This window comes from Spongiibacter marinus, assembly GCF_016906995.1.
GTDB classification, from domain to species: Bacteria; Pseudomonadota; Gammaproteobacteria; order Pseudomonadales; family Spongiibacteraceae; genus Spongiibacter; species Spongiibacter marinus.
Map to the genome: position 1 here is coordinate 247,010 of NZ_JAFBBD010000004.1, position 19,031 is coordinate 266,040.

The 19,031-nt window shown below is 55.4% G+C and carries 18 protein-coding genes; 7 read left to right on the top strand and 11 right to left on the bottom strand.

What is annotated here, in order from left to right:
- Position 1: 1 nt before the first annotated feature.
- From lpxD to rpsB, 11 genes are all read right to left on the bottom strand, one after another.
- Entirely contained in the window at positions 2-1,063 is a 1,062-nt protein-coding gene (gene lpxD, locus HNR64_RS07730) for a UDP-3-O-(3-hydroxymyristoyl)glucosamine N-acyltransferase (RefSeq protein ID WP_204995935.1), read from the bottom strand.
- Positions 1,063-1,572, bottom strand: a complete 510-nt coding sequence (locus tag HNR64_RS07735) for an OmpH/Skp family outer membrane protein (RefSeq protein ID WP_027873616.1) — start codon at positions 1,570-1,572, stop codon at positions 1,063-1,065. The genes lpxD and HNR64_RS07735 overlap by 1 nt, the downstream gene beginning before the upstream one ends.
- Before the next feature lie 30 nt (positions 1,573-1,602).
- Positions 1,603-4,185 carry an outer membrane protein assembly factor BamA gene (bamA, locus tag HNR64_RS07740; protein WP_204995936.1) on the bottom strand — a complete coding sequence of 861 codons (2,583 nt, stop codon included), beginning with the start codon at positions 4,183-4,185 and terminating at the stop codon, positions 1,603-1,605.
- Positions 4,186-4,269: 84 nt separating this feature from the next.
- Positions 4,270-5,628: a sigma E protease regulator RseP gene (gene rseP / locus HNR64_RS07745; RefSeq protein ID WP_338061831.1), complete on the bottom strand. Its 1,359-nt coding sequence runs from the start codon at positions 5,626-5,628 to the stop codon at positions 4,270-4,272.
- Between the two features lie 11 nt (positions 5,629-5,639).
- Positions 5,640-6,815 carry a 1-deoxy-D-xylulose-5-phosphate reductoisomerase gene (gene ispC / locus HNR64_RS07750; protein WP_204995937.1) on the bottom strand — a complete coding sequence of 392 codons (1,176 nt, stop codon included), beginning with the start codon at positions 6,813-6,815 and terminating at the stop codon, positions 5,640-5,642.
- Entirely contained in the window at positions 6,815-7,651 is an 837-nt protein-coding gene (locus HNR64_RS07755) for a phosphatidate cytidylyltransferase (protein ID WP_204995938.1), read from the bottom strand. Before HNR64_RS07755 ends, ispC begins: the two co-directional genes overlap by 1 nt.
- A gap of 20 nt (positions 7,652-7,671) precedes the next feature.
- Entirely contained in the window at positions 7,672-8,430 is a 759-nt protein-coding gene (gene uppS, locus HNR64_RS07760; protein WP_239547692.1) for a polyprenyl diphosphate synthase, read from the bottom strand.
- Between the two features lie 20 nt (positions 8,431-8,450).
- Positions 8,451-8,972 carry a ribosome recycling factor gene (gene frr, locus HNR64_RS07765; RefSeq protein ID WP_239547723.1) on the bottom strand — a complete coding sequence of 174 codons (522 nt, stop codon included), beginning with the start codon at positions 8,970-8,972 and terminating at the stop codon, positions 8,451-8,453.
- 65 nt (positions 8,973-9,037) lie between these two features.
- A complete protein-coding gene (gene pyrH / locus HNR64_RS07770) occupies positions 9,038-9,769 on the bottom strand; it encodes a UMP kinase (protein ID WP_027873609.1) in 732 nt (243 codons plus the stop codon).
- An 83-nt stretch (positions 9,770-9,852) separates the two neighbouring features.
- Positions 9,853-10,716, bottom strand: a complete 864-nt coding sequence (gene tsf, locus HNR64_RS07775; RefSeq protein ID WP_027873608.1) for a translation elongation factor Ts — start codon at positions 10,714-10,716, stop codon at positions 9,853-9,855.
- Between the two features lie 108 nt (positions 10,717-10,824).
- Positions 10,825-11,571: a 30S ribosomal protein S2 gene (gene rpsB, locus HNR64_RS07780; RefSeq protein ID WP_027873607.1), complete on the bottom strand. Its 747-nt coding sequence runs from the start codon at positions 11,569-11,571 to the stop codon at positions 10,825-10,827.
- Between the two features lie 288 nt (positions 11,572-11,859).
- Between rpsB and map the strand changes: the two genes are divergently transcribed.
- The 7 genes from map to HNR64_RS07815 all read left to right on the top strand — a co-directional run bounded on the left by map (position 11,860) and on the right by HNR64_RS07815 (position 19,022).
- Positions 11,860-12,651, top strand: coding sequence for a type I methionyl aminopeptidase (gene map / locus HNR64_RS07785; RefSeq protein WP_027873606.1), 792 nt, complete (start codon positions 11,860-11,862; stop codon positions 12,649-12,651).
- Between the two features lie 5 nt (positions 12,652-12,656).
- Positions 12,657-15,320, top strand: a complete 2,664-nt coding sequence (locus HNR64_RS07790) for a [protein-PII] uridylyltransferase (RefSeq protein ID WP_204995940.1) — start codon at positions 12,657-12,659, stop codon at positions 15,318-15,320.
- Positions 15,320-16,510 carry a succinyldiaminopimelate transaminase gene (gene dapC / locus HNR64_RS07795; protein WP_204995941.1) on the top strand — a complete coding sequence of 397 codons (1,191 nt, stop codon included), beginning with the start codon at positions 15,320-15,322 and terminating at the stop codon, positions 16,508-16,510. The genes HNR64_RS07790 and dapC overlap by 1 nt, the downstream gene beginning before the upstream one ends.
- A complete protein-coding gene (gene nth / locus HNR64_RS07800) occupies positions 16,507-17,187 on the top strand; it encodes an endonuclease III (RefSeq protein WP_027873603.1) in 681 nt (226 codons plus the stop codon). The genes dapC and nth overlap by 4 nt, the downstream gene beginning before the upstream one ends.
- A gap of 96 nt (positions 17,188-17,283) precedes the next feature.
- A complete protein-coding gene (locus HNR64_RS07805) occupies positions 17,284-17,643 on the top strand; it encodes an ArsC family reductase (RefSeq protein ID WP_204995942.1) in 360 nt (119 codons plus the stop codon).
- 20 nt (positions 17,644-17,663) lie between these two features.
- Entirely contained in the window at positions 17,664-18,701 is a 1,038-nt protein-coding gene (gene dapD / locus HNR64_RS07810) for a 2,3,4,5-tetrahydropyridine-2,6-dicarboxylate N-succinyltransferase (RefSeq protein ID WP_204995943.1), read from the top strand.
- A gap of 132 nt (positions 18,702-18,833) precedes the next feature.
- Positions 18,834-19,022, top strand: coding sequence for a PLDc N-terminal domain-containing protein (locus tag HNR64_RS07815; protein ID WP_027873600.1), 189 nt, complete (start codon positions 18,834-18,836; stop codon positions 19,020-19,022).
- The last annotated feature ends 9 nt before the right edge of the window (positions 19,023-19,031 follow it).

Here is a 19,031-nt window from a genome sequence, read left to right on the forward strand (position 1 = left end):
CTCAATCTCTTTCCTCGTGCAGCGTTCGCAGTTCTTTTTCCATCGCCTGAACACGGCGATACAAATCATCAAGCTTGGACAGTCTGGCAGTGTTCTTTCGCCACTGCGCAGACGGCATTAGAGGACTGCCACCACTGGAATAGGAGCCGGCCTCACTAATCGATTTTGTGACCAGGCTTCGGGCGGTAAGGTGAACGCCATCGGCAATACGGATATGCCCAACCACACCAATATTGCCCGCCAAGGTACAGTTCTTACCAATAACGGCGCTGCCCGCAACCTGGCAACAGGCTGCCATTGCCGTGCCCGCGCCGACTTCGACGTTGTGAGCGATCATGGTGAAGTCATCCATGATGACGCCGTCGCCAATGACCGTGTCGTTGAGTGCACCCCGATCAATACAGGAATTCGCACCAACTTCCACTCGGTCGCCAATGCGCACGCCACCGAGCTGATGTATTTTCACCCAGCCCTGCTCAGAAGGCGCAAAGCCAAACCCGTCGCCGCCAATGACCACGCCGGAGTGGACAACACAGGACTCACCGATACTGACACCGTGGTAGACAGTGACATTGGCGTGAAGGTAACTGTATTTACCCACGCTACTGCCCCGCCCCACTATCGTCCCGGCGCTAATCACCACATTTTCGCCGATGGTCGCGCCCTCTTCGATAACGCAGTTGGCACCAATACTGGCACTGGCGTGAACGTTTTCCGACATAACAACGGCAGAGGGATGGATACCGGCGCGGGGCTTCTCGAGGGGGTCGAATAATGCGCTGGCTTCCGCGTAGGCAAGATAGGGGTTCGCCGATACAATCACCGCCATTTCTGGCCGCATGTCATTTGCATGGCTGACCATATCGGGGTGAATAATCGCCGCCGCCGCTGCCGTCTCAGCTAACTGACTGCGGTACTTGGCATTGGCCAGAAAACTCAGCTGCGAGGAACTCGCAGTGTCCAGCGCCGCCATGCCGGTCAATACCAAGTTGCCGTCTCCTTCGTACGGCAACTTCAGTAAGCCCGCTAAATCAGCAAGGCGCAAAGACTTTTGCTCAGCCATTATTTTGCCTGATTGAGCTTGTCGGCAACTTTAGCAGTAATGTTATATCCCGCATCGGCGTGCATTACCGCCTTAGCTGGCAGCAGTAAACCGATGTTTTCTTCTTTAATAATTTCGGGCAGCAGCTTCTGAAGTTTGGGTCCAACTTCTTTCATGATGGTCTGCACTTCCTGCTGCTGTGCGGCTTCGATCTTACGAGCCAAGTGCTCGCCGTCAGAGCGCTTTGAATCAATCTGATTCTTGGCCAGTTGGCGCTGCTCCGCACTCATGATCTCAATATCTTTTTGCAGTTTTTGCACGAGCTTTTCGTAGTCCTTGCGCACCGTCTCAAGCTCTGACAAGTTGTTTTTGAACTCTTTCTGATTGCGCAGGGCGTTCAAACGCTGCTTAGCAACATCAGTATTGAGAACCGCCGCTTCCAAATCAAAAACCGCGATGCGTCCCTGAGCCAGGGCAACGGAACCCCACAGCATTGCTACCATTAAAACGGCAAATTTAACTACCTTCATGTAACACTCCTAAACATTATTCTATGTAGGTTAAAAAGTCCGACCGAGAGAGAATTGGAATATTTCGGTCTCGTCAATTTTTTCGTCATTCAGCGCCCGGCCCAAGCTAAAGGTCAGCGGGCCGAAACCTGTGATCCAGGTAACACCAAAGCCAGCAGAGTATCGCAGCTCGTCGACACTGGGAGACGAACAGTTGATCTGAGTAGAGCTACAGCTAGTGCTGAATACATTACCCGCATCGAGGAACAAACCACTGCGAACGGAGCGCTGATCCTTCACGAATGGCAGTGGGAACAGCAATTCAATACTGCCTTCCATCAGCACATTGCCGCCAAAGGGATCGGCTTCATCTCCCAGAGAGGATGCGGTATCTACCACCAACTGCCCGGTTGCCGGATCGAGCACGTAGGCGGCTTGAGCCGACAGCGCCGTCGCGTTCCCGTTACTGTCTATGGCTGTTGCCGCCTGCGAAATACGATAGACGTCAGCTGGCGAGCTGCGCGGCCCAAGTGTATTACTGCGGTATCCCCGAACCGAGCTGAAGCCCCCTGCATAAAAATGCTCATAGAAAGGCAATTTATCCAGGTTACCGTAGCCATCACCATATCCGAGCTCAGTCTTAAAGCGCAGCGTAAAACTATTGCTGATCGGCACGTACAACTGGCCGTTATAAGTGAGTCGGTAGTACTCCAGGTCTGAGCCTGGAATTGACGCTTGCAGCGACACAGACTGAGAGGCACCGCGCGTTGCCAACAGGCCCCGGTTCAATGTCGACTGGCGCCACGAAATGCCCGCGGTAAAGTTGCCAAACTCATCGCCGTATTCATCCAAGAAACCCGGCTCGTCACTTTCTGTTAAAGCGCCTGCAGGCAGGTTGGCAATATCCTCGAGCACTTCAGCAACCGTGTAACGACCAGTACTGGGGTCGCGCGTGCTCACAAAGTAGTTATCCACGGCATCGAAAATACGAGGGCTGGTTTTAATCTCCTTCACCGCGCGGACGCCGGCTTCGATGGAAGTTAAGTTATAACCCAGCTCAAACCCTAAGCGCTCGGTTTCAGATATCGGGTAGCCAAAGTTAACGCTGGTGCCGTAAGTGTCGGTGGTATAACGGGCAACGTTGACCTCTTCGAAGTCGGTGGCGCGGTAGAACACCGAGAAACCGCGACTAACACCATCTTCGGTAAAGTATGGGTCGAGATAATTAAAGCTGGCACTGGTCAGGAAGTCACTGCGTGACACGCCAAAGCCCACTTGTTTACCGGTACCCAGGAAGTTGTTCTGCTGGATATTCGCACTCAGCAACAGACCACTGTCTTGCGAGAAACCAACACTGGCACCCAAGCTACCGGAGCTCTGTTCTTCTACAGAGTAAGTCAGGTCAATCAGGTCATCGCTACCCGGCACTTCAAGGGTTTCGACTTTCGCCCCCTTAAAGTAGCCCAGGCGCTCCAGGCGAATACGCGACAATTCAATTTTGTCTGCCGATGCAGGGGCTGCTTCCATCTGACGCATTTCCCGGCGCAGTACTTCGTCGGCGGTGCGCTCATTGCCCTCGAAGCTGATCCGTCGAACGTAGGTGCGCTTACCCGGATCGATAAAGAATTTCAGGGCGACAGTGCCGGCGTCTTCATCAACCTCAGGAATACCGCGCACCTTTGCGAAGTTATAGCCTTCATTACCTAGGCGTTTGACAAGAAACTCTTCAGTGCTGGTAACCAAGGCCTGCGAGAACACCTGGCCTTCCCGTACTAAAATAAAGCGCTTGAGGTCGTCCTCGGGAATGACCAAATCACCCGATAGCTCAGCGCCGCTGACGGTGTACTTATCACCCTCGGTTACATTGACGGTGATGTACACCGATTTACGGTCAGGGCTGATCGAGACTTGGATTGAGTCGGTGTTGAAGCGCAGATACCCGCGGTCAAGATAGTAGGAGTTGAGCGTTTCCAGGTCGCCTTTCAACTTTTCCCGCGCGTACTTGTCGCTGCTGCTGAAGAAGGAGAAGAAGCCACTGGGCTTTAACTCGAATTCGTCGAGCAGGGTTTCATCATCGTAAACACTGTTGCCGACAATATTGATGTGCTTGATCGACGCGGTACTGCCTTCATCGATATTGATCGAGATCGACACCCGGTTGCGCGGCTCAGCCACCACATCGGTTTCAATACCGGCATCGTAACGACCCTGTGATACGTACTGACGGGTCAATTCCATTCGCATATTTTCAAGCGTTGCCCGCTTGAACACCTGGCCCTCGGCCAGACCAGCCCCTTTCAAACCGTCTAACAGGGCATCGGTTGCCAGAGCTTTGTTACCTTCGATATTAATTTTACTGATGGCGGGTCGCTCTGTTACCCGGACAACCAGAACGTCTTTGTCTACGCCGATCTGGATGTCATCGAAATTACCGGTAGCAAACAGCGCGCGGGACGACTGGGCAACGGCTTGCTGAGTGATCAGGTCACCAACATTGAGCGGCAACGCCGAAAACACCGTTTCGGCCGCAATACGTTGCAAACCCTCAACGCGGATATCGTTGATGCGCGTTTGCGCAGACACCAGCGGACTCGCCAAACAAAAAAACAATGCGTACAGGAAAAAGCGTTTCATCAAAAACCAGCAACCACGGCTAGGGCTCGGCACCAAAACGAGGGCGCAAGAGCACTGGGTAAAATATATCGCTAAACCCTAAAATCAGAGGCGCAATACGTCGTTATATAAAGCAAAAAACATGACACACACCACCAACGCCAAACCCAATTGGTTAGCCCATGCCTGCACTTGTTCCGTTACCGGGCGACCGATAATGCCCTCAATCGCGGCATAGACAATATGTCCGCCATCAAGGATCGGAATTGGCAGCAAGTTCAATACTGCCAAACTGATACTCAGCAAGCCCAGAAAACTCAGCCACGAAAAAAAGCCGTACTGAGCGGAAGAGCCGGCCACTTTAGCAATCGTTATCGGGCCACTCAAGTTTTTCGGCGACAACAAGCCGGTGATCATTTTTTTTATCGATTCCAGCGTAAACACGCTCATGCGCCACGTCTTTTCGCTGGCAGCAACCAGGGCGGCCACGGGGCCGTAATCCACCTCACGGAGCATGCTCTCGGGCCACTGCGGTGGTTTAACCCCTACCCCAGCAAAACCGACAGCCATGCCGTTGTCTTCAAGCTTTCTCTGCGGCGTCATCACAAGATCTAGCAAGCGGTTATCGCGTTTAACCCGCAGAGACAGCGCCTTATCGGGGCTGGCGCGAACAACTTGCACCCAATCCTGCCAGGTCGACACCGCCTTTCCGTCGGACTCAACGATGATGTCGCCCTCCTGCAAACCCGCTCGCTGTGCGGCTCCGCCCGCGACCAGCTCACCAATTTCAGGCACTAATTCAGGCACAAACAGTGTCACGCCCAACTCGTCCAGAGGGCGCGGCTCTTCCAGGCCTTGCATCCACTTGTCGATCTGAACCCGGTTTTCGTAGCGCAGACTCGAGCCCGCAGTTCTCACGCTGATACTGAGTTCGCCGCTCTCGCCAATGCGCTCCAGCAACTGCATTTGCAGCGTTTCCCACGTAGGGGTCTCCACGCCATCGACAGCGACAATTTCCTGACCTTCAATGAGACCTGCCTGCTCAGCCAGCGAACCGGGGGCAACGTGGTCAATGACCGGCGCAACGCCGCTAACGCCATTGAGAAAAACCAGCCAGTATACAAATATGGCCAGTACAAAATTCGCTAAGGGGCCGGCAGCGGCAATCGCAATGCGCTTCATCGGCGTTGCCCGGTTAAAGGCCATGTGGCGCTGGTCTTCGGGAACCTCGCCCTCGCGCTCGTCCAACATTTTTACATAGCCACCCAGCGGAATTCCCGCTACGGCGTACTCCGTGCCCAACTTGTCGCGCCAACTGAGCAGCGGCTTGCCAAAGCCCACAGAAAAACGCAGCACTTTGACACCGCAGCGACGTGCCACCCAGAAATGACCAAACTCGTGAATTGACACCAGGATACCCAGCGTCAGTACCGTGATGAATATCGTTTGCAGAAGTCCCAGCACGGCCAGCTACCTCAAAATCCAAATTCGCGAACGAGAGACCGCGCGCGCTCACGCGCCTGAAGGTCCGCAGCTTGGACATCGCCCAGCGTCAGCGGTTCAACATTTTCAACGTCAGCCATCACGCGCTCCAGCAGTGTCGGTATCGCGGTGAACGGCAATTGCTCGGCCAAAAACGCCTCGACAGCAATTTCATTCGCTGCATTCAAACTGGCGCTGGCACTGCCGCCAAGCTCTGCGGCCTCTCTTGCCAGACGCAAACAGGGGAAACGCTGCTCATCCGGGGCCTCAAAATCCAGCCGCGCCTGCACAATCAAATCCAGAGAGGCAACGCCGGATTCCATGCGCTTAGGCCAAGCAAGGGCATGGGCGATCGGCGTGCGCATATCGGGCTGGCCCATTTGCGCCAGCACGGAGCCATCGACATATTCCACCATCGAGTGAATAACGCTTTGCGGATGAACCACCACGTCGATGCGCTCCGGGGGGCAGTGGAACAACCAGCACGCCTCGATAAGCTCGAGCCCTTTGTTCATCATAGTGGCAGAGTCGACGGAGATCTTTCGCCCCATGGACCAATTCGGATGGGCGCAGGCCTCATCGGGCGTCACCGACGCCAAACTCTCTACCGAGCGCTGCCGGAAGGGCCCGCCGGAGCCGGTCAGCAAAATACGTCGCACCCCCTGCGCATCGAGGCCTTGGCGATGCACGCCGGGCATACATTGAAAGATGGCATTGTGCTCACTGTCGATGGGCAACAGCGTCGAACCGCTGCGCTCAACCGCATCCATGAACAGCTGGCCCGCCATAACCAATGACTCTTTATTGGCCAGCAGCACTTTAGCCCCCGCCTCAACAGCCGACAATGTAGGCAGCAGACCGGCCGCCCCCACTATCGCCGCCATCACCGTATCAGCCTCAGCGGCAACTTTGCAGAGCCCCGCCTCGCCTGCAAGCACCTCAGATTCACTGCCGGCCTGGCGCAACTGCGTCTCCAGCTGTTCAGCGCTAGACTCATCGCGCAGCACCACATAGCGAGGCTGGTGAGCCAACGCCTGCTGCAGGATTGCTTCTACGCTGCTATTTGCGGTGATGGCATAAAGCTCGAAGGTGTCGTGATGACGCGACAGCACATCCAAGGTGCTGACGCCGATAGAGCCGGTAGACCCCAATACCGTCACGCGCTCCATTACTGCCAGCCCACCGACATCAATCCCAGGGCAAATACCGGCGATGCCGCCGTTAAACTGTCAACGCGATCCATTACGCCGCCGTGCCCCGGCAACAACTGACTACTATCTTTAATACCGCGGTGCCGCTTAACCATGCTTTCTAACAGGTCGCCCAGCACCGAAGCCAATGAAGTGATTGCGGCCAACACCAGCATGGCTGGCAAGCTCACGGGCATGCCGCCGGGCCAGAAGTACCAGAGCGCAGCCATGAACGACACGCTACACGCCAAACCGCCCCAGAACCCGGCCCAGGATTTACCCGGGCTGACCGCCGGCGCCAATTTCGCTTTGCCAAAGCGGCGACCAAAGAAATAGGCCCCAATGTCGGCGATGGCAACCAAGGCCACCAGCATTAGCAACAGCCAGGCCCCATTGGGAAGGTTACGCAGGTAGCTCAACGCCAGCCACGTTGGCAGCAGTACCGCCACCCCCATAACGATGCGAACCGGCCGAGAACCCCACAAGCCAGCACTCACCGGATAACCTTTCACCCAGAGCAACGCGACCGCCCACCATACACAAGCCGCGACAAACAGCTCCTGTAACGCTGCCGTCGACCAGGAGGCAACATCGCCCATTAGCGCGTACACACTGGCGATAAGAGCACCGATGGCCAGGACATAGGCCAGTCTTGCCACCTGGGGCCGCAGGTCGCTGAGGTCAGCCCACTCCCACGCGGCCACCAGCACAATGCCAGCGAACAGTAACGACAGTTGGCCCGCCGACAGAAAGGCCATGGCAGCAAGTAGCGCAGCCACAATCACGACGGCGGTAATAATCCGCTGCTTAAGCATAAGGGGGTAATCTCCGGTGTCTATTCGCCGTTGTCATTATCATTATCGCGGCCCCCGAAGCGGCGCTCACGGCTGGCATAGGCATCTAGCGCCCTATGCAATTCCGTTTCATCAAAATCTGGCCACAGGCAATCGCAAAAATAAAACTCGCTGTAGGCAAGCTGCCAAAGCATAAAATTACTAATGCGCTGCTCACCGGCGGTGCGTATGCACAAATCCGGCTTGGGCAGGTCAGCCAGGGCCGTGTGTTGATCAAACAAAGTAATATCGATGTCGTCAACGCGCAACTGCCCGTCTTCAACTTTCTGAGCAAGCTCGCGTGCGGCGCTGACAATATCCCACTGGCCGCCGTAATCCACAGCGATCACCAGAGTCGTTTCAGTGTTAAAGCGCGTGAGCTGCTCGCTGTAATCCATCTGCTTGCGCAAGCCAGCGGAGAAGCGGCCCCGCTCACCGATGAAGCGCATTCGCACACCATCTTCGTGGAGCTTTTTGGTCTCGCTATCCAGATAACTGGCAAACAGCCGCATCAAAGCCTGGACTTCCATGCTCGGACGCTGCCAATTTTCGCTGGAGAACGCGAACAGCGTAATCACCTTCACGCCGCGCTCGCGACTGCATTTAAGCAGCCCGCGAATCACTTCCACACCGGCGCGATGTCCGCCTGCCGCTTTGAGCCCGCGCTTTTTCGCCCAGCGATTATTGCCATCCATAATGATGGCAACATGCCGAGGCGCCGCGGAAGGTTCTGAGCCTCGATGGGCCATATCAACTGCCATGAAAACTGCTTCTTAGTCGATCAAATTTCCATTAGATCGCTTTCTTTCACCGCGAGCGCTTTATCAACCTCTGCGACGTATTTATCAGTGATTTTTTGCACGTCATCCTGAGCGCGACGTTCTTCGTCTTCACTGATCTCTTTCTCTTTCAGCAGCTCTTTAATATCCGCCAACACGTCGCGGCGCGCATTGCGCACAGAAACCCGCGCGCGCTCGGCCTCTTGGCGAGCCTGCTTGATGTAGCCCTTACGGGTCTCCTCCGTCAGAGCGGGCATTGGAATACGAATAACCGCACCGGCGGTGCTGGGGTTCAAGCCGAGGTCCGACTTCATGATGGCCTTCTCAACATCGGGCACCACGTTTTTTTCCCAGGGCGTAACCGTGAGCGTTCGGGCATCTTCAACACCGATATTTGCCAGCTGCGAAAGCGGCGTTTCGGCACCGTAGTAAGAGACGCGAATATTATCCAACAGACTTGGGTGCGCGCGCCCAGTACGAATTTTATTAAAATTGCCACCTAGCGCCTCAATGGCCTTTGCCATGCGCTCTTCGGCATCTTGCTTGAGTTCGTCTATCACTTTTTCTCTCCTCAATTGGCACCGCGGCACTAGCCCGCTGATACCAAAGTTCCCTCGTTGCCACCGACCACAATATTTAACAGCGCACCCTGCTGCTCCATGGCGAAGACGCGCAGCGGCATCTCGTGGTCGCGACACAGACAAATCGCCGTGAGATCCATGACCTCTAACTTCTTGTCCAATACCTCATCGTAACTCAAATGGTCGTATTTCTTAGCATCCGGATCAATCATTGGGTCCGCGCTGTACACGCCATCCACTTTAGTGGCTTTAAGCACCAGATCCGCATCGACCTCAATACCCCGCAGGCACGCTGCAGAATCGGTCGTGAAAAAGGGGTTACCTGTACCCGCGGCAAAAATCACCACCTCGCCGCGACTCAGCGCGCGGATGGCCTTGCGGCGATCATAGTGGTCAACCACGCCGCTCATCGGGATCGCCGACATCACTGACGACTTGATATTACTGCGCTCGAGCGCGTCGCGCATGGCCAGTGCATTCATTAAGGTGGCCAGCATACCCATGTGGTCGCCGGTTACACGATCCAGGCCTGCCGTTTGTAGTGCTGCACCACGGAATAGATTGCCGCCACCGACAACCAGGCCAACTTGTACACCAATACCGACGAGCTGCCCCACTTCCAGTGCCATGCGATCGAGCACCTTGGGGTCAATGCCAAAACCGAGCTGCCCCATCAGGGCCTCACCACTCAGCTTAAGAAGAATGCGCTTATATTTTTTGTCCCGACTTTGAGTGGACATATTTCACCCCTGCAAATCAACTTACCGCACACACTTTAATCATCGCATAGAAAAACGGGGCCTTGAGGCCCCGCTTCCGCGACTCAGCCCTTGAGCTGTGCAGCCACTTCGGCTGCGAAGTCGACTTCTTCTTTTTCGATGCCCTCACCCACTTCGAAACGAATGTAGGTTTGAATATCGGCACCGGCATTCTTCAGCAACTTGCCCACTGTCTGCTCAGGGTCTTTAACAAAAGCCTGATCAACCAGAGCATTCTCCGACAGGAACTTGCGGATACGACCTTCAATCATCTTCTCGATGATCTCAGCTGGCTTGCCACTCTCCTGCGCTTGCGCAGTGAAGATTTCACGCTCTTTGGCAACTTCTTCTTCGGGCATATCGCTTTGCTTGGCAACACGGGGGTTTACTGCAGCCACGTGCATGGCAACGTCGCGCGCCAATTCAGCATCACCACCTTTCAGGGCCACCAACACGGCAATGCGGTTGTTAGAGTGAACATAGCTGTCCACAACACCTGCTTCAGCGCTGAGCACCTGGATGCGGCGAACCGAGATGTTTTCACCAATTTTTTGTACCAGCGCTTCACGAGCAACTTCCAGCTCACCCGCCATCAGCGCAGCCACGTCGTCCTGCTTTTCAGCAAAGGCTTTGTTAGCAACCAAGTCAACAAAGCTCAAGAAGCCTTCATCGCGAGCCACAAAGTCGGTCTCACTGTTCACTTCCACAACCACGGCATAGCTACCGTCTTCGGCTACTTTGGTTGCAACAACACCGTCAGCAGCGGTACGACCGGCCTTCTTAGCCGCCTTCATACCACTTGACTTACGCAGCTCTTCAATCGCCAGTTCGATGTCACCATTGGCTTCATTAAGTGCTTTTTTGCACTCCATCATGCCAAGACCAGTGCGCTCGCGAAGCTCTTTAACCATTGCTGCTGAAACAGCCATCTTAAAATCCTCTTGTTTGGGCTTGATTTCGGCCCACCCTGCGGGCCTGCTCAATAAATATCCAAAAAAAGGGGGCCTTGCCCCCTTTTACGCGATTACACAGGCCAATTACTCGGCCGCTGCGTCGCCTTCTTCCTGCGCTACTTCAACAAATTCGTCGGCAGCAACTGCGGCGTTAGCGCCAGCATTGATGATCACATCAGCTACAGCAGTAACGTAAAGCTTGATCGCACGGATCGCATCATCGTTACCGGGGATTACGTAATCAACGCCATCGGGGTTGCTGTTCGTATCCACGATGCCAAATACCGGAATACCCAGCTTGTTAGCTTCTTGGATAGCGATGCGCTCGTGGTCAACGTCGATAACAAACAGCGCATCAGGCAGGCCTGACATTTCTTTGATACCACCGATGGAGCGCTCAAGCTTCTCCATGTCGCGGTGACGCATCAGGGCTTCTTTCTTGGTCAGCTTGTCAAAAGTACCGTCCTGAGCCTGAGTTTCCAGCTCACGCAGACGACGAACAGACTGACGGATAGTTTTGTAGTTTGTCAGCATACCGCCCAACCAGCGGTGGCTCACATAGGGCATACCGGCACGGCTAGCTTGCTCGGCAATAATTTTACCGGCAGCGCGCTTCGTTCCAACAAACAGCACCTTGTTTTTGTTCGCGCCCAGCTTAGCCAGCGCGTCCAAGGCATTGTTCATCGCAGGAACAGTGTGCTCGAGGTTGATGATATGAATTTTGTTGCGGGCACCGAAGATGAAGGGTGCCATTTTGGGGTTCCAGTAACGCGTCTGGTGACCGAAGTGAACGCCGGCTTGCAGCATTTCACGCATGCTTACATGAGACATGATTTTTCCTTGATTTTCATCGGGTTAGGAACTTGCACCCGCCCCGCAACCCAACCACAGCCATGCTGCAGCACCCGGGATTACGTGTCGACGAATGCGCGTCGTTTATGCCCTTTCAGCAGAGGGCCTGCTTTCGGGGCGCGTATTTATACCACAAGCCCCCAGCGACATAAAGCAGAAATCACGCTATCCCAGGCAATGACGCGGCTGAGCAATCGCGTCTGCTGCGGCGATAGTCTACAATGCGCTGTTTTCAGTTTAACGACTATCCGGGCAGATCACCCCACTATGAATGTAACTATCAAAACCCCTGAGGAAATCGCCGCCATGCGCGTGGCAGGACGCTTGGCCGCCGAAGTGCTGGACATGATCGCCGAGCACGTTCGCCCCGGCGTTACCACCGCTGAACTCGATAAGATCTGCCACGACTATATCGTCGATGTACAACAAGCCATTCCGGCGCCCCTTAATTACAACGGCTTCCCGAAATCCATCTGTACCTCGGTAAACGAGGTCATTTGCCACGGCATCCCCTCGGACAAAAAGGTGTTGAAGGACGGAGACTTGCTCAATATCGATGTCACCGTCATAAAAGATGGCTGGCACGGCGACACCAACCGCATGTACTACGTTGGCAATGTGCCCGAGCATGCAAAACGCTTGTGCGTCGTGACCCAGGAATGCCTGTATAAAGCCATTGCCTTGGTTAAACCGGGCGCGCGCCTGAGCGATATTGGCACTGTGATCGCCAAACACGCACGGAGTAACCACTACAGCGTGGTGGAAGAATATTGCGGCCACGGCATCGGCAGAGGTTTCCACGAAGACCCTCAGGTTCTCCACTATGGCGAGGGCTACAACCGCGGCAATGATCTGGTATTAAAAGAAGGCATGACCTTCACCATCGAGCCCATGATCAATGCCGGTAAGAAACACACCAAGCTCAACCTGAAAGACGGCTGGACCGTTACCACCAAAGATCGCCGACTCTCGGCGCAGTGGGAACACACCATGGCGGTCACCGCCGATGGCGTGGAAGTTCTCACCGCCCGCCCCGACGAGCCCTTCTATAAAGGTTAATTTCTATGAGCAGCACGCTTCTGAATGCAGAGGCCCTGCAGGATGCCACGGCCCAGTCCGATAATTTAATCGCGACCTATAAACAGTACCTCGGCGAGCTCCAGGATGAGCTCCGGGAACGCTTTGACGCCGACGAGGCTGTATATACGCTGGTAAAACTGCGCTCAGAAAAAATCGATATTCTGCTGCGCAACCTATGGTCGCAGTATCAGTGGGGGGACGACATCTCCCTAATTGCCGTTGGAGGCTATGGGCGCGGCGAACTGCACCCCTGCTCGGATATCGATCTGCTGATCCTCAGCCGCGACGATCAACACAACTACCGCGAAAATATCGAAGGTTTTATCACCCGTCTTTGGGATATCAACCTGGAGATCGGTCACAGCGTGCGCAGCATCGACGAATGCCGCCAAGCCGCCATTGACGACATCACCGTGGTTACCAACCTGATGGAGTCGCGCCCGCTTGAGGGTAATGCCGCCCTGCACGAGCTGTTGATGAACGAAGTCGGTCCTGACCAAATTTGGCCCAGCGCCGAGTTTTTCCGGGCAAAGTGGGACGAGCAAATCAGTCGCCACCGCAAATACGCCAATACCGAATACAACCTCGAGCCCAATATTAAAAGCTCCCCCGGTGGCCTGCGCGACATTCAAATGATCGGCTGGGTGATCAAACGCCACTTTGGCGCCCAATCCATCGACGAGTTGCGTGAAAAACTCTTTTTAAGCCAGGAAGAGCTCGACACGCTAAAAGACGGCCAGAATTACCTCTGGCGCCTGCGCTTCGCCCTTCATTTAATCACTGGCCGTGAAGAAGACCGCCTGCTGTTTGATCACCAGCGAACCCTGGCCGCTCGTTTCGGTTACGAAGACGACGACAGCAAACTCGCCGTAGAACGCTTCATGCAACAGTACTACCGCTGGGCGCAGCACCTGGGTGAGCTCAATGACGTACTGATGCAGCACTTCGACGAAACCATTCTCCGCGCCTGCGAGGCGGAGACCGTACTTGAGCTCAACCCGCGCTTTCGCATCCGCAACGGCCATATCGAAGTTAGCAACGAAAAGGTGTTTGAAAAAACGCCCTCCGCGCTGATGGAAATTTTTGTGCTAATGGCCCATCACGACGCTATCGACGGCGTGCGTGCCAGCACCATTCGGCTGATTCGCAAATCGCGTCACTTAATCGACGACGAGTTTCGCGCCGACCCGCGCAATAAGCGGTTTTTCATGGAGTTATTGCGCGCCCCACAGCGCGTCGCACTCAACCTCCGTCGAATGAAACGCTTTGGCGTGCTCGGAAAATTTATCCCGGCATTTGGCAAAATCACCGGTCAAATGCAGCACGACCTTTTCCATATTTACTCGGTCGACGCCCACACCCTGGAACTCATCAAGAACCTCAGCCGCTTCCGCTACCCGGACATGGTGAAGGTCTACCCAATGGCCTGCCGCATCATGCAGCGTCTGCCCAAGCCCGAATTACTGTTCCTCGCCGGACTCTTCCACGACATTGCCAAAGGGCGCGGCGGCGACCACTCCACCCTTGGCGCAGTGGATGCACGCGAATTTTGCCAATACCTCGGGCTAAACCGGCGCGACACCAACCTCGTTGCCTGGCTGGTGGAAAAACACCTAGAGATGTCCTCGGTGTCACAGCGCAAAGATATCCAGGACCCCGATGTGATCCGCGATTTCGCCCTGGAAATGGGTGACCAGCAGCACCTGGACTATCTGTTCTGTTTAACCATTGCCGATATCAATGCGACCAACCCCACGTTGTGGACCTCCTGGCGCGCCTCGCTGATGCGCCAGCTCTATGCAGAAACGCGCCGCGCCCTGAGACGCGGCCTGGAAAACCCCATCGATAAGCAGGAGTGGATTGCAGAGACCCAGCTAGGTGCTATCGAAAAGCTCGAAGACTACGGCTTCACCGAAGAAGAAATTCGCGAGCTGTGGAAAAGCACCGGTGAAGACTATTTTATTCGCGAGCAAGTCGACGATATTGTTTGGCACTGCCGCGCTATCGCTCAGCGCACCTCGCCCGAGGACTCACTGGTATTGGTGAAGGAAGGCGGACTGCTGGATCACGAAGGCGCAACGCAGATTTTTGTGCACACACCTTCGCGTAAAGGCACATTCGCGGTACTCGCTGGCGCCATGGAACAACTTGACCTCAGCATACAAGATGCGCGGATCTACAATACCGGGACCAACTACACGCTGGATACCTTTTACGTACTCGGTGTGGACGGCGAACCCATTGGCGACAACCCCGAACGCATTCGTGAGATCACCGAGTTTTTAACTCAGCAACTTGAGAAACCCGACGACTCCCCTGACCTCAGCAGTCGCCGCATGCCCCGACAAATGCGCCTATTCTCCACCCCCACGCGCACCAGTATGGCCACCGACCTCAATAAAGGTCACACCATGCTTGAAGTCATTACCCCAGACCGCCCAGGTCTATTGGCCAGGCTGGCGCTGATCTTCAATGACTACGGCGTGCACCTGCAAAATGCCAAAATCGCCACCCTCGGCGAGCGCGTTGAAGATGTGTTCTTTGTCACCGACGAACACAACCGCCCGATCAATGACCCCCAACTGTGTGAACAAATTCAACACGCGATTTGTTCCGAGCTGGATGAAAAAGCGAGTAAATCAGCCTAATGAATCCGCGCCTACAAACGCTACAGGCCTACCCCTTTGAAAAACTGCGTGCCTTGTTAGGCACCAGCAGCAGCGACTTGCCGCCTATTCCGCTATCCATCGGCGAACCCCGTCACCCTGCGCCGCGCTTTGTTGCCGATACCCTGGCAAGTGAGCTCGGCCGACTCAGCAACTACCCCACAACCAAGGGAGTAGCCGAGCTGCGCCAAAGTATTGCGCACTGGGCCGAGCGCCGCTTTGGCCTAAAGACTTTAGATCCTGAAACGCAGGTACTACCGGTCAATGGCACCCGCGAGGCCCTGTTCGCCTTTGCCCAAGCCGTCGTCAACCCCAGTGATGACGCTCTGGTATGCAGCCCCAACCCCTTTTACCAAATCTATGAAGGCGCTGCGCTATTAGCCGGAGCACAACCCCACTTTCTCGCCTGTAACGCCGGCAATGGTTTTATTCCTGACTATGACGCCGTGCCCGAGGAAGTTTGGCAACGCTGCCAGTTGTTGTACCTATGCACTCCGGGCAACCCTAGCGGCGCCGTCACCAGCGTCGCCACGCTACAAAAGCTGATTCGTCTGGCAGATAAGTACGACTTCATCCTGGCCAGCGATGAATGCTACTCCGAACTATATTTTGACGAGCAACACGCGCCCGCAGGCCTGTTGCAGGCCTGTGCGGAAATGGGGCGCGATAACTACGAGCGCTGCGTCGTGTTCCACAGCTTGTCGAAACGCTCCAACCTGCCCGGCCTGCGCTCAGGCTTTGTCGCGGGGGATGCCAAAGTGCTGGCCGACTTCCTGCTGTATCGCACCTATCACGGCTGCGCCATGCCCATTCAACACCAACTTGCCAGCATCGCTGCCTGGAACGACGAGGCCCATGTAAAAGAAAATCGCGATCTCTATCGCGAGAAATTCGCTCGGGTTTTAGAGGAACTGGGCGGCTGCTTAGACGTACAGCAGCCCGAAGCCTCGTTCTACCTGTGGGCAAAAACGCCCATCGCCGACACGGAATTTGCCAAACAGCTGTTTGATCAACAGCATGTCACTGTATTGCCCGGCTCTTACCTTTCTCGAGAGGTGAATGGCAGTAACCCCGGCAGTGGTTATGTGCGCATGGCGCTGGTCGCCGAGCTTGAAAACTGTGTCGAGGCCGCCCAGCGTATTCGCCGCTATGTGGAGACGCTGAACGCATGAACGCAGGCGAACCAGGGCGTAACTTACTGAAGGCTGAGCGCGTCGACTTTATCCTGCGCCGCCTCGACGAACTCTACCCCACCCAGCCAATCCCGCTGGATCACAAAGACCCTTACACCCTGCTGGTGGCGGTACTGCTATCGGCCCAATGTACCGATGAGCGCGTCAACCAAGTGACCCCGGCACTGTTTGCGCTCGCCGACAATCCAGCGGATATGGCCCAGCAAAGTGTCGACGATATTCGCGAGATCATCCGCCCCTGTGGCCTGTCTCCGCAGAAGTCGAAAGCCATCAAGCGGCTCTCGGAAATTTTGCTTGCCGACTACAATGGCCAGGTGCCAGAAGACATGGAAGCACTGGAGACCCTGCCCGGAGTCGGCCACAAAACGGCGAGCGTTGTCATGTCGCAGGCCTTCGGCGTGCCCGCTTTTCCGGTCGATACCCATATTCATCGCCTGGCGCAGCGCTGGGGGCTGACTAACGGCAAAAGCGTTGCCCAAACTGAGAAAGACCTGAAAAGGCTATTCCCCAAAGACCGCTGGAATGCCCTGCACCTGCAAATCATCTACTACGGCCGCGAATTTTGCAGCGCGCGTGGCTGCGACGGCACCGTCTGTGAGATATGCACCACCTGCTATCCCCAGCGAAAGCACCCCAAGAAAACCCGCAAGGCCTAAATACATCGATGGCGCGGCGGTCGAGCGCGGCCGCGCCGTGAACCCAGCGCGGCTTTTTGCTATGATGCCGAGCCTTTTCAGAACACAGCATTGGCCATGACAACGACTTTATACGGAATAAAAAACTGCGACACGGTGCGCAAGGCGCGCCGCTGGCTGGATGATCACAATGTCGACTATCAGTTCCACGACGTCCGCGAACAGGCCCTTGCCGCCGAGCAACTGCACAACTGGCTGCAAGAGCTGGGCGACAGCCTGATCAATAAACGCAGCACCACGTGGAAACAGCTAAGTGATGAACAGCGCCGCACAATTGATGACGACGCCTCGGCAGTGCAGCTGCTACTGCAGCATCCAACATTAATGAAACGCCCGCTGCTCGACACCGGCAGCGCGCGTCAGCTTGGCTTTAAAGCCGAGCACTACGAGCAATTATTTACCCACCACACGCTTTAAGCCTGTAAGAGAGAACCTTAATGAGTAACGCACTATTTAGCCTGGGCCTGGGTCTAGGCAGCCAAAACAGCAAAGGCGAATGGCTGGATATTTTCTACCCCCAGCCACTGCTACAACCCGCCGAAGCCCTGTGCGCGGCGATCGCCCCCATTGTTGAGTACAAAGGCGGCAATGCGGCAATTACCGTAAACAGCGAGCAAATGAGCCGCGTCGCTGAAGCACTGAAGGCCGCAGGCGACAGCGCCCAGGCCGATATTGCTGCACAGCTGGCAACCGCCAAGCAGGCGCTGGTTGTTACCTTGCTGGCTGAGGACGCTGCTCCCAGCTCGGTACCCGAGGGTTACTTGAAGCTGCACCTGCTCTCTCATCGCCTGGCCAAGCCGCATTCTCTGGACTTGAGCGGCCTGTTTGGCGTTCTGCCCAATGTTGCCTGGACCAACCAAGGCGCTATCGACCTTCTTGAGTTGCCCCAGCGCCAATTGGAAGCCCGCTTGAACGGTGAATTGCTTGAGGTCATGTCCGTCGACAAATTCCCCAAAATGACGAACTACGTTATGCCCTCCGGTGTTCGTATTGCCCACACCGCGCGCGTGCGCCTGGGCGCCTATCTCGGCGAAGGCACCACCATCATGCACGAAGGCTTTGTAAACTTTAATGCCGGTACGGAAGGCCCCGGTATGATTGAAGGGCGCATCTCAGCCGGTGTCATGATTGGTTCCGGTTCCGACTTGGGCGGTGGCTGTTCAACCATGGGCACCTTGTCCGGTGGCAACAATATTATTATTTCCATCGGCAAAGAGTGCCTGATTGGCGCCAATGCTGGTGTGGGTATTCCACTGGGCGACCGCTGCACAGTAGAAGCCGGCCTGTACATCACCGCTGGATCAGTCGTCACCATGATCGATGAAAAAGGTGAGCACGCAGGTACTGCCAAGGCCCGCGACCTGGCTGGCCAGTCGGATCTGTTGTTCCGCCGCAATTCCAAAAATGGTGCCATTGAGGTGCTGACAAACAAGTCAGCGATCGCCCTCAATGACATGCTGCACGCCCACAACTAAACCTGGGTAAACAGCAGTTTGAGAACGCCGCCCCTTCGGGCGGCGTTTTTGTATTGGTGAACTCTGCGTCGACAAACTACTCTATTATTCAGTGGCCGGGCATCGCCGGGCCTAAAAATAACGGGGGCCAACATGGAGTTACAGATCACCGGTTTTTTCGGCTTATTAATTTTTATCGCCGACATCTGGGCCATTCTAAACATCGTTCAAAGTCGCAACAGCTCTGCAAATAAGCTGCTGTGGATCGTGCTTATTCTACTGCTACCCCTTCTCGGGCTAATCATCTGGTGGCTATTCGGCCCGCGAGAGCCGGCAAAGTAACACCGCGCC

Bases quoted from the DNA above. Each gene is read 5' to 3' on its own strand.
- HNR64_RS07735 (WP_027873616.1), bottom strand. From the start codon at position 1,572: ATGAAGGTAGTTAAATTTGCCGTTTTAATGGTAGCAATGCTGTGGGGT.
- lpxD (WP_204995935.1), bottom strand. From the start codon at position 1,063: ATGGCTGAGCAAAAGTCTTTGCGCCTTGCTGATTTAGCGGGCTTACTG.
- HNR64_RS07790 (WP_204995940.1), top strand. From the start codon at position 12,657: ATGAGCAGCACGCTTCTGAATGCAGAGGCCCTGCAGGATGCCACGGCC.
- ispC (WP_204995937.1), bottom strand. From the start codon at position 6,815: ATGGAGCGCGTGACGGTATTGGGGTCTACCGGCTCTATCGGCGTCAGC.
- dapC (WP_204995941.1), top strand. From the start codon at position 15,320: ATGAATCCGCGCCTACAAACGCTACAGGCCTACCCCTTTGAAAAACTG.
- nth (WP_027873603.1), top strand. From the start codon at position 16,507: ATGAACGCAGGCGAACCAGGGCGTAACTTACTGAAGGCTGAGCGCGTC.
- HNR64_RS07755 (WP_204995938.1), bottom strand. From the start codon at position 7,651: ATGCTTAAGCAGCGGATTATTACCGCCGTCGTGATTGTGGCTGCGCTA.
- tsf (WP_027873608.1), bottom strand. From the start codon at position 10,716: ATGGCTGTTTCAGCAGCAATGGTTAAAGAGCTTCGCGAGCGCACTGGT.
- pyrH (WP_027873609.1), bottom strand. From the start codon at position 9,769: ATGTCCACTCAAAGTCGGGACAAAAAATATAAGCGCATTCTTCTTAAG.
- frr (WP_239547723.1), bottom strand. From the start codon at position 8,972: ATGGCAAAGGCCATTGAGGCGCTAGGTGGCAATTTTAATAAAATTCGT.
- uppS (WP_239547692.1), bottom strand. From the start codon at position 8,430: ATGGCAGTTGATATGGCCCATCGAGGCTCAGAACCTTCCGCGGCGCCT.
- bamA (WP_204995936.1), bottom strand. From the start codon at position 4,185: ATGAAACGCTTTTTCCTGTACGCATTGTTTTTTTGTTTGGCGAGTCCG.
- HNR64_RS07805 (WP_204995942.1), top strand. From the start codon at position 17,284: ATGACAACGACTTTATACGGAATAAAAAACTGCGACACGGTGCGCAAG.
- map (WP_027873606.1), top strand. From the start codon at position 11,860: ATGAATGTAACTATCAAAACCCCTGAGGAAATCGCCGCCATGCGCGTG.
- rpsB (WP_027873607.1), bottom strand. From the start codon at position 11,571: ATGTCTCATGTAAGCATGCGTGAAATGCTGCAAGCCGGCGTTCACTTC.
- dapD (WP_204995943.1), top strand. From the start codon at position 17,664: ATGAGTAACGCACTATTTAGCCTGGGCCTGGGTCTAGGCAGCCAAAAC.
- HNR64_RS07815 (WP_027873600.1), top strand. From the start codon at position 18,834: ATGGAGTTACAGATCACCGGTTTTTTCGGCTTATTAATTTTTATCGCC.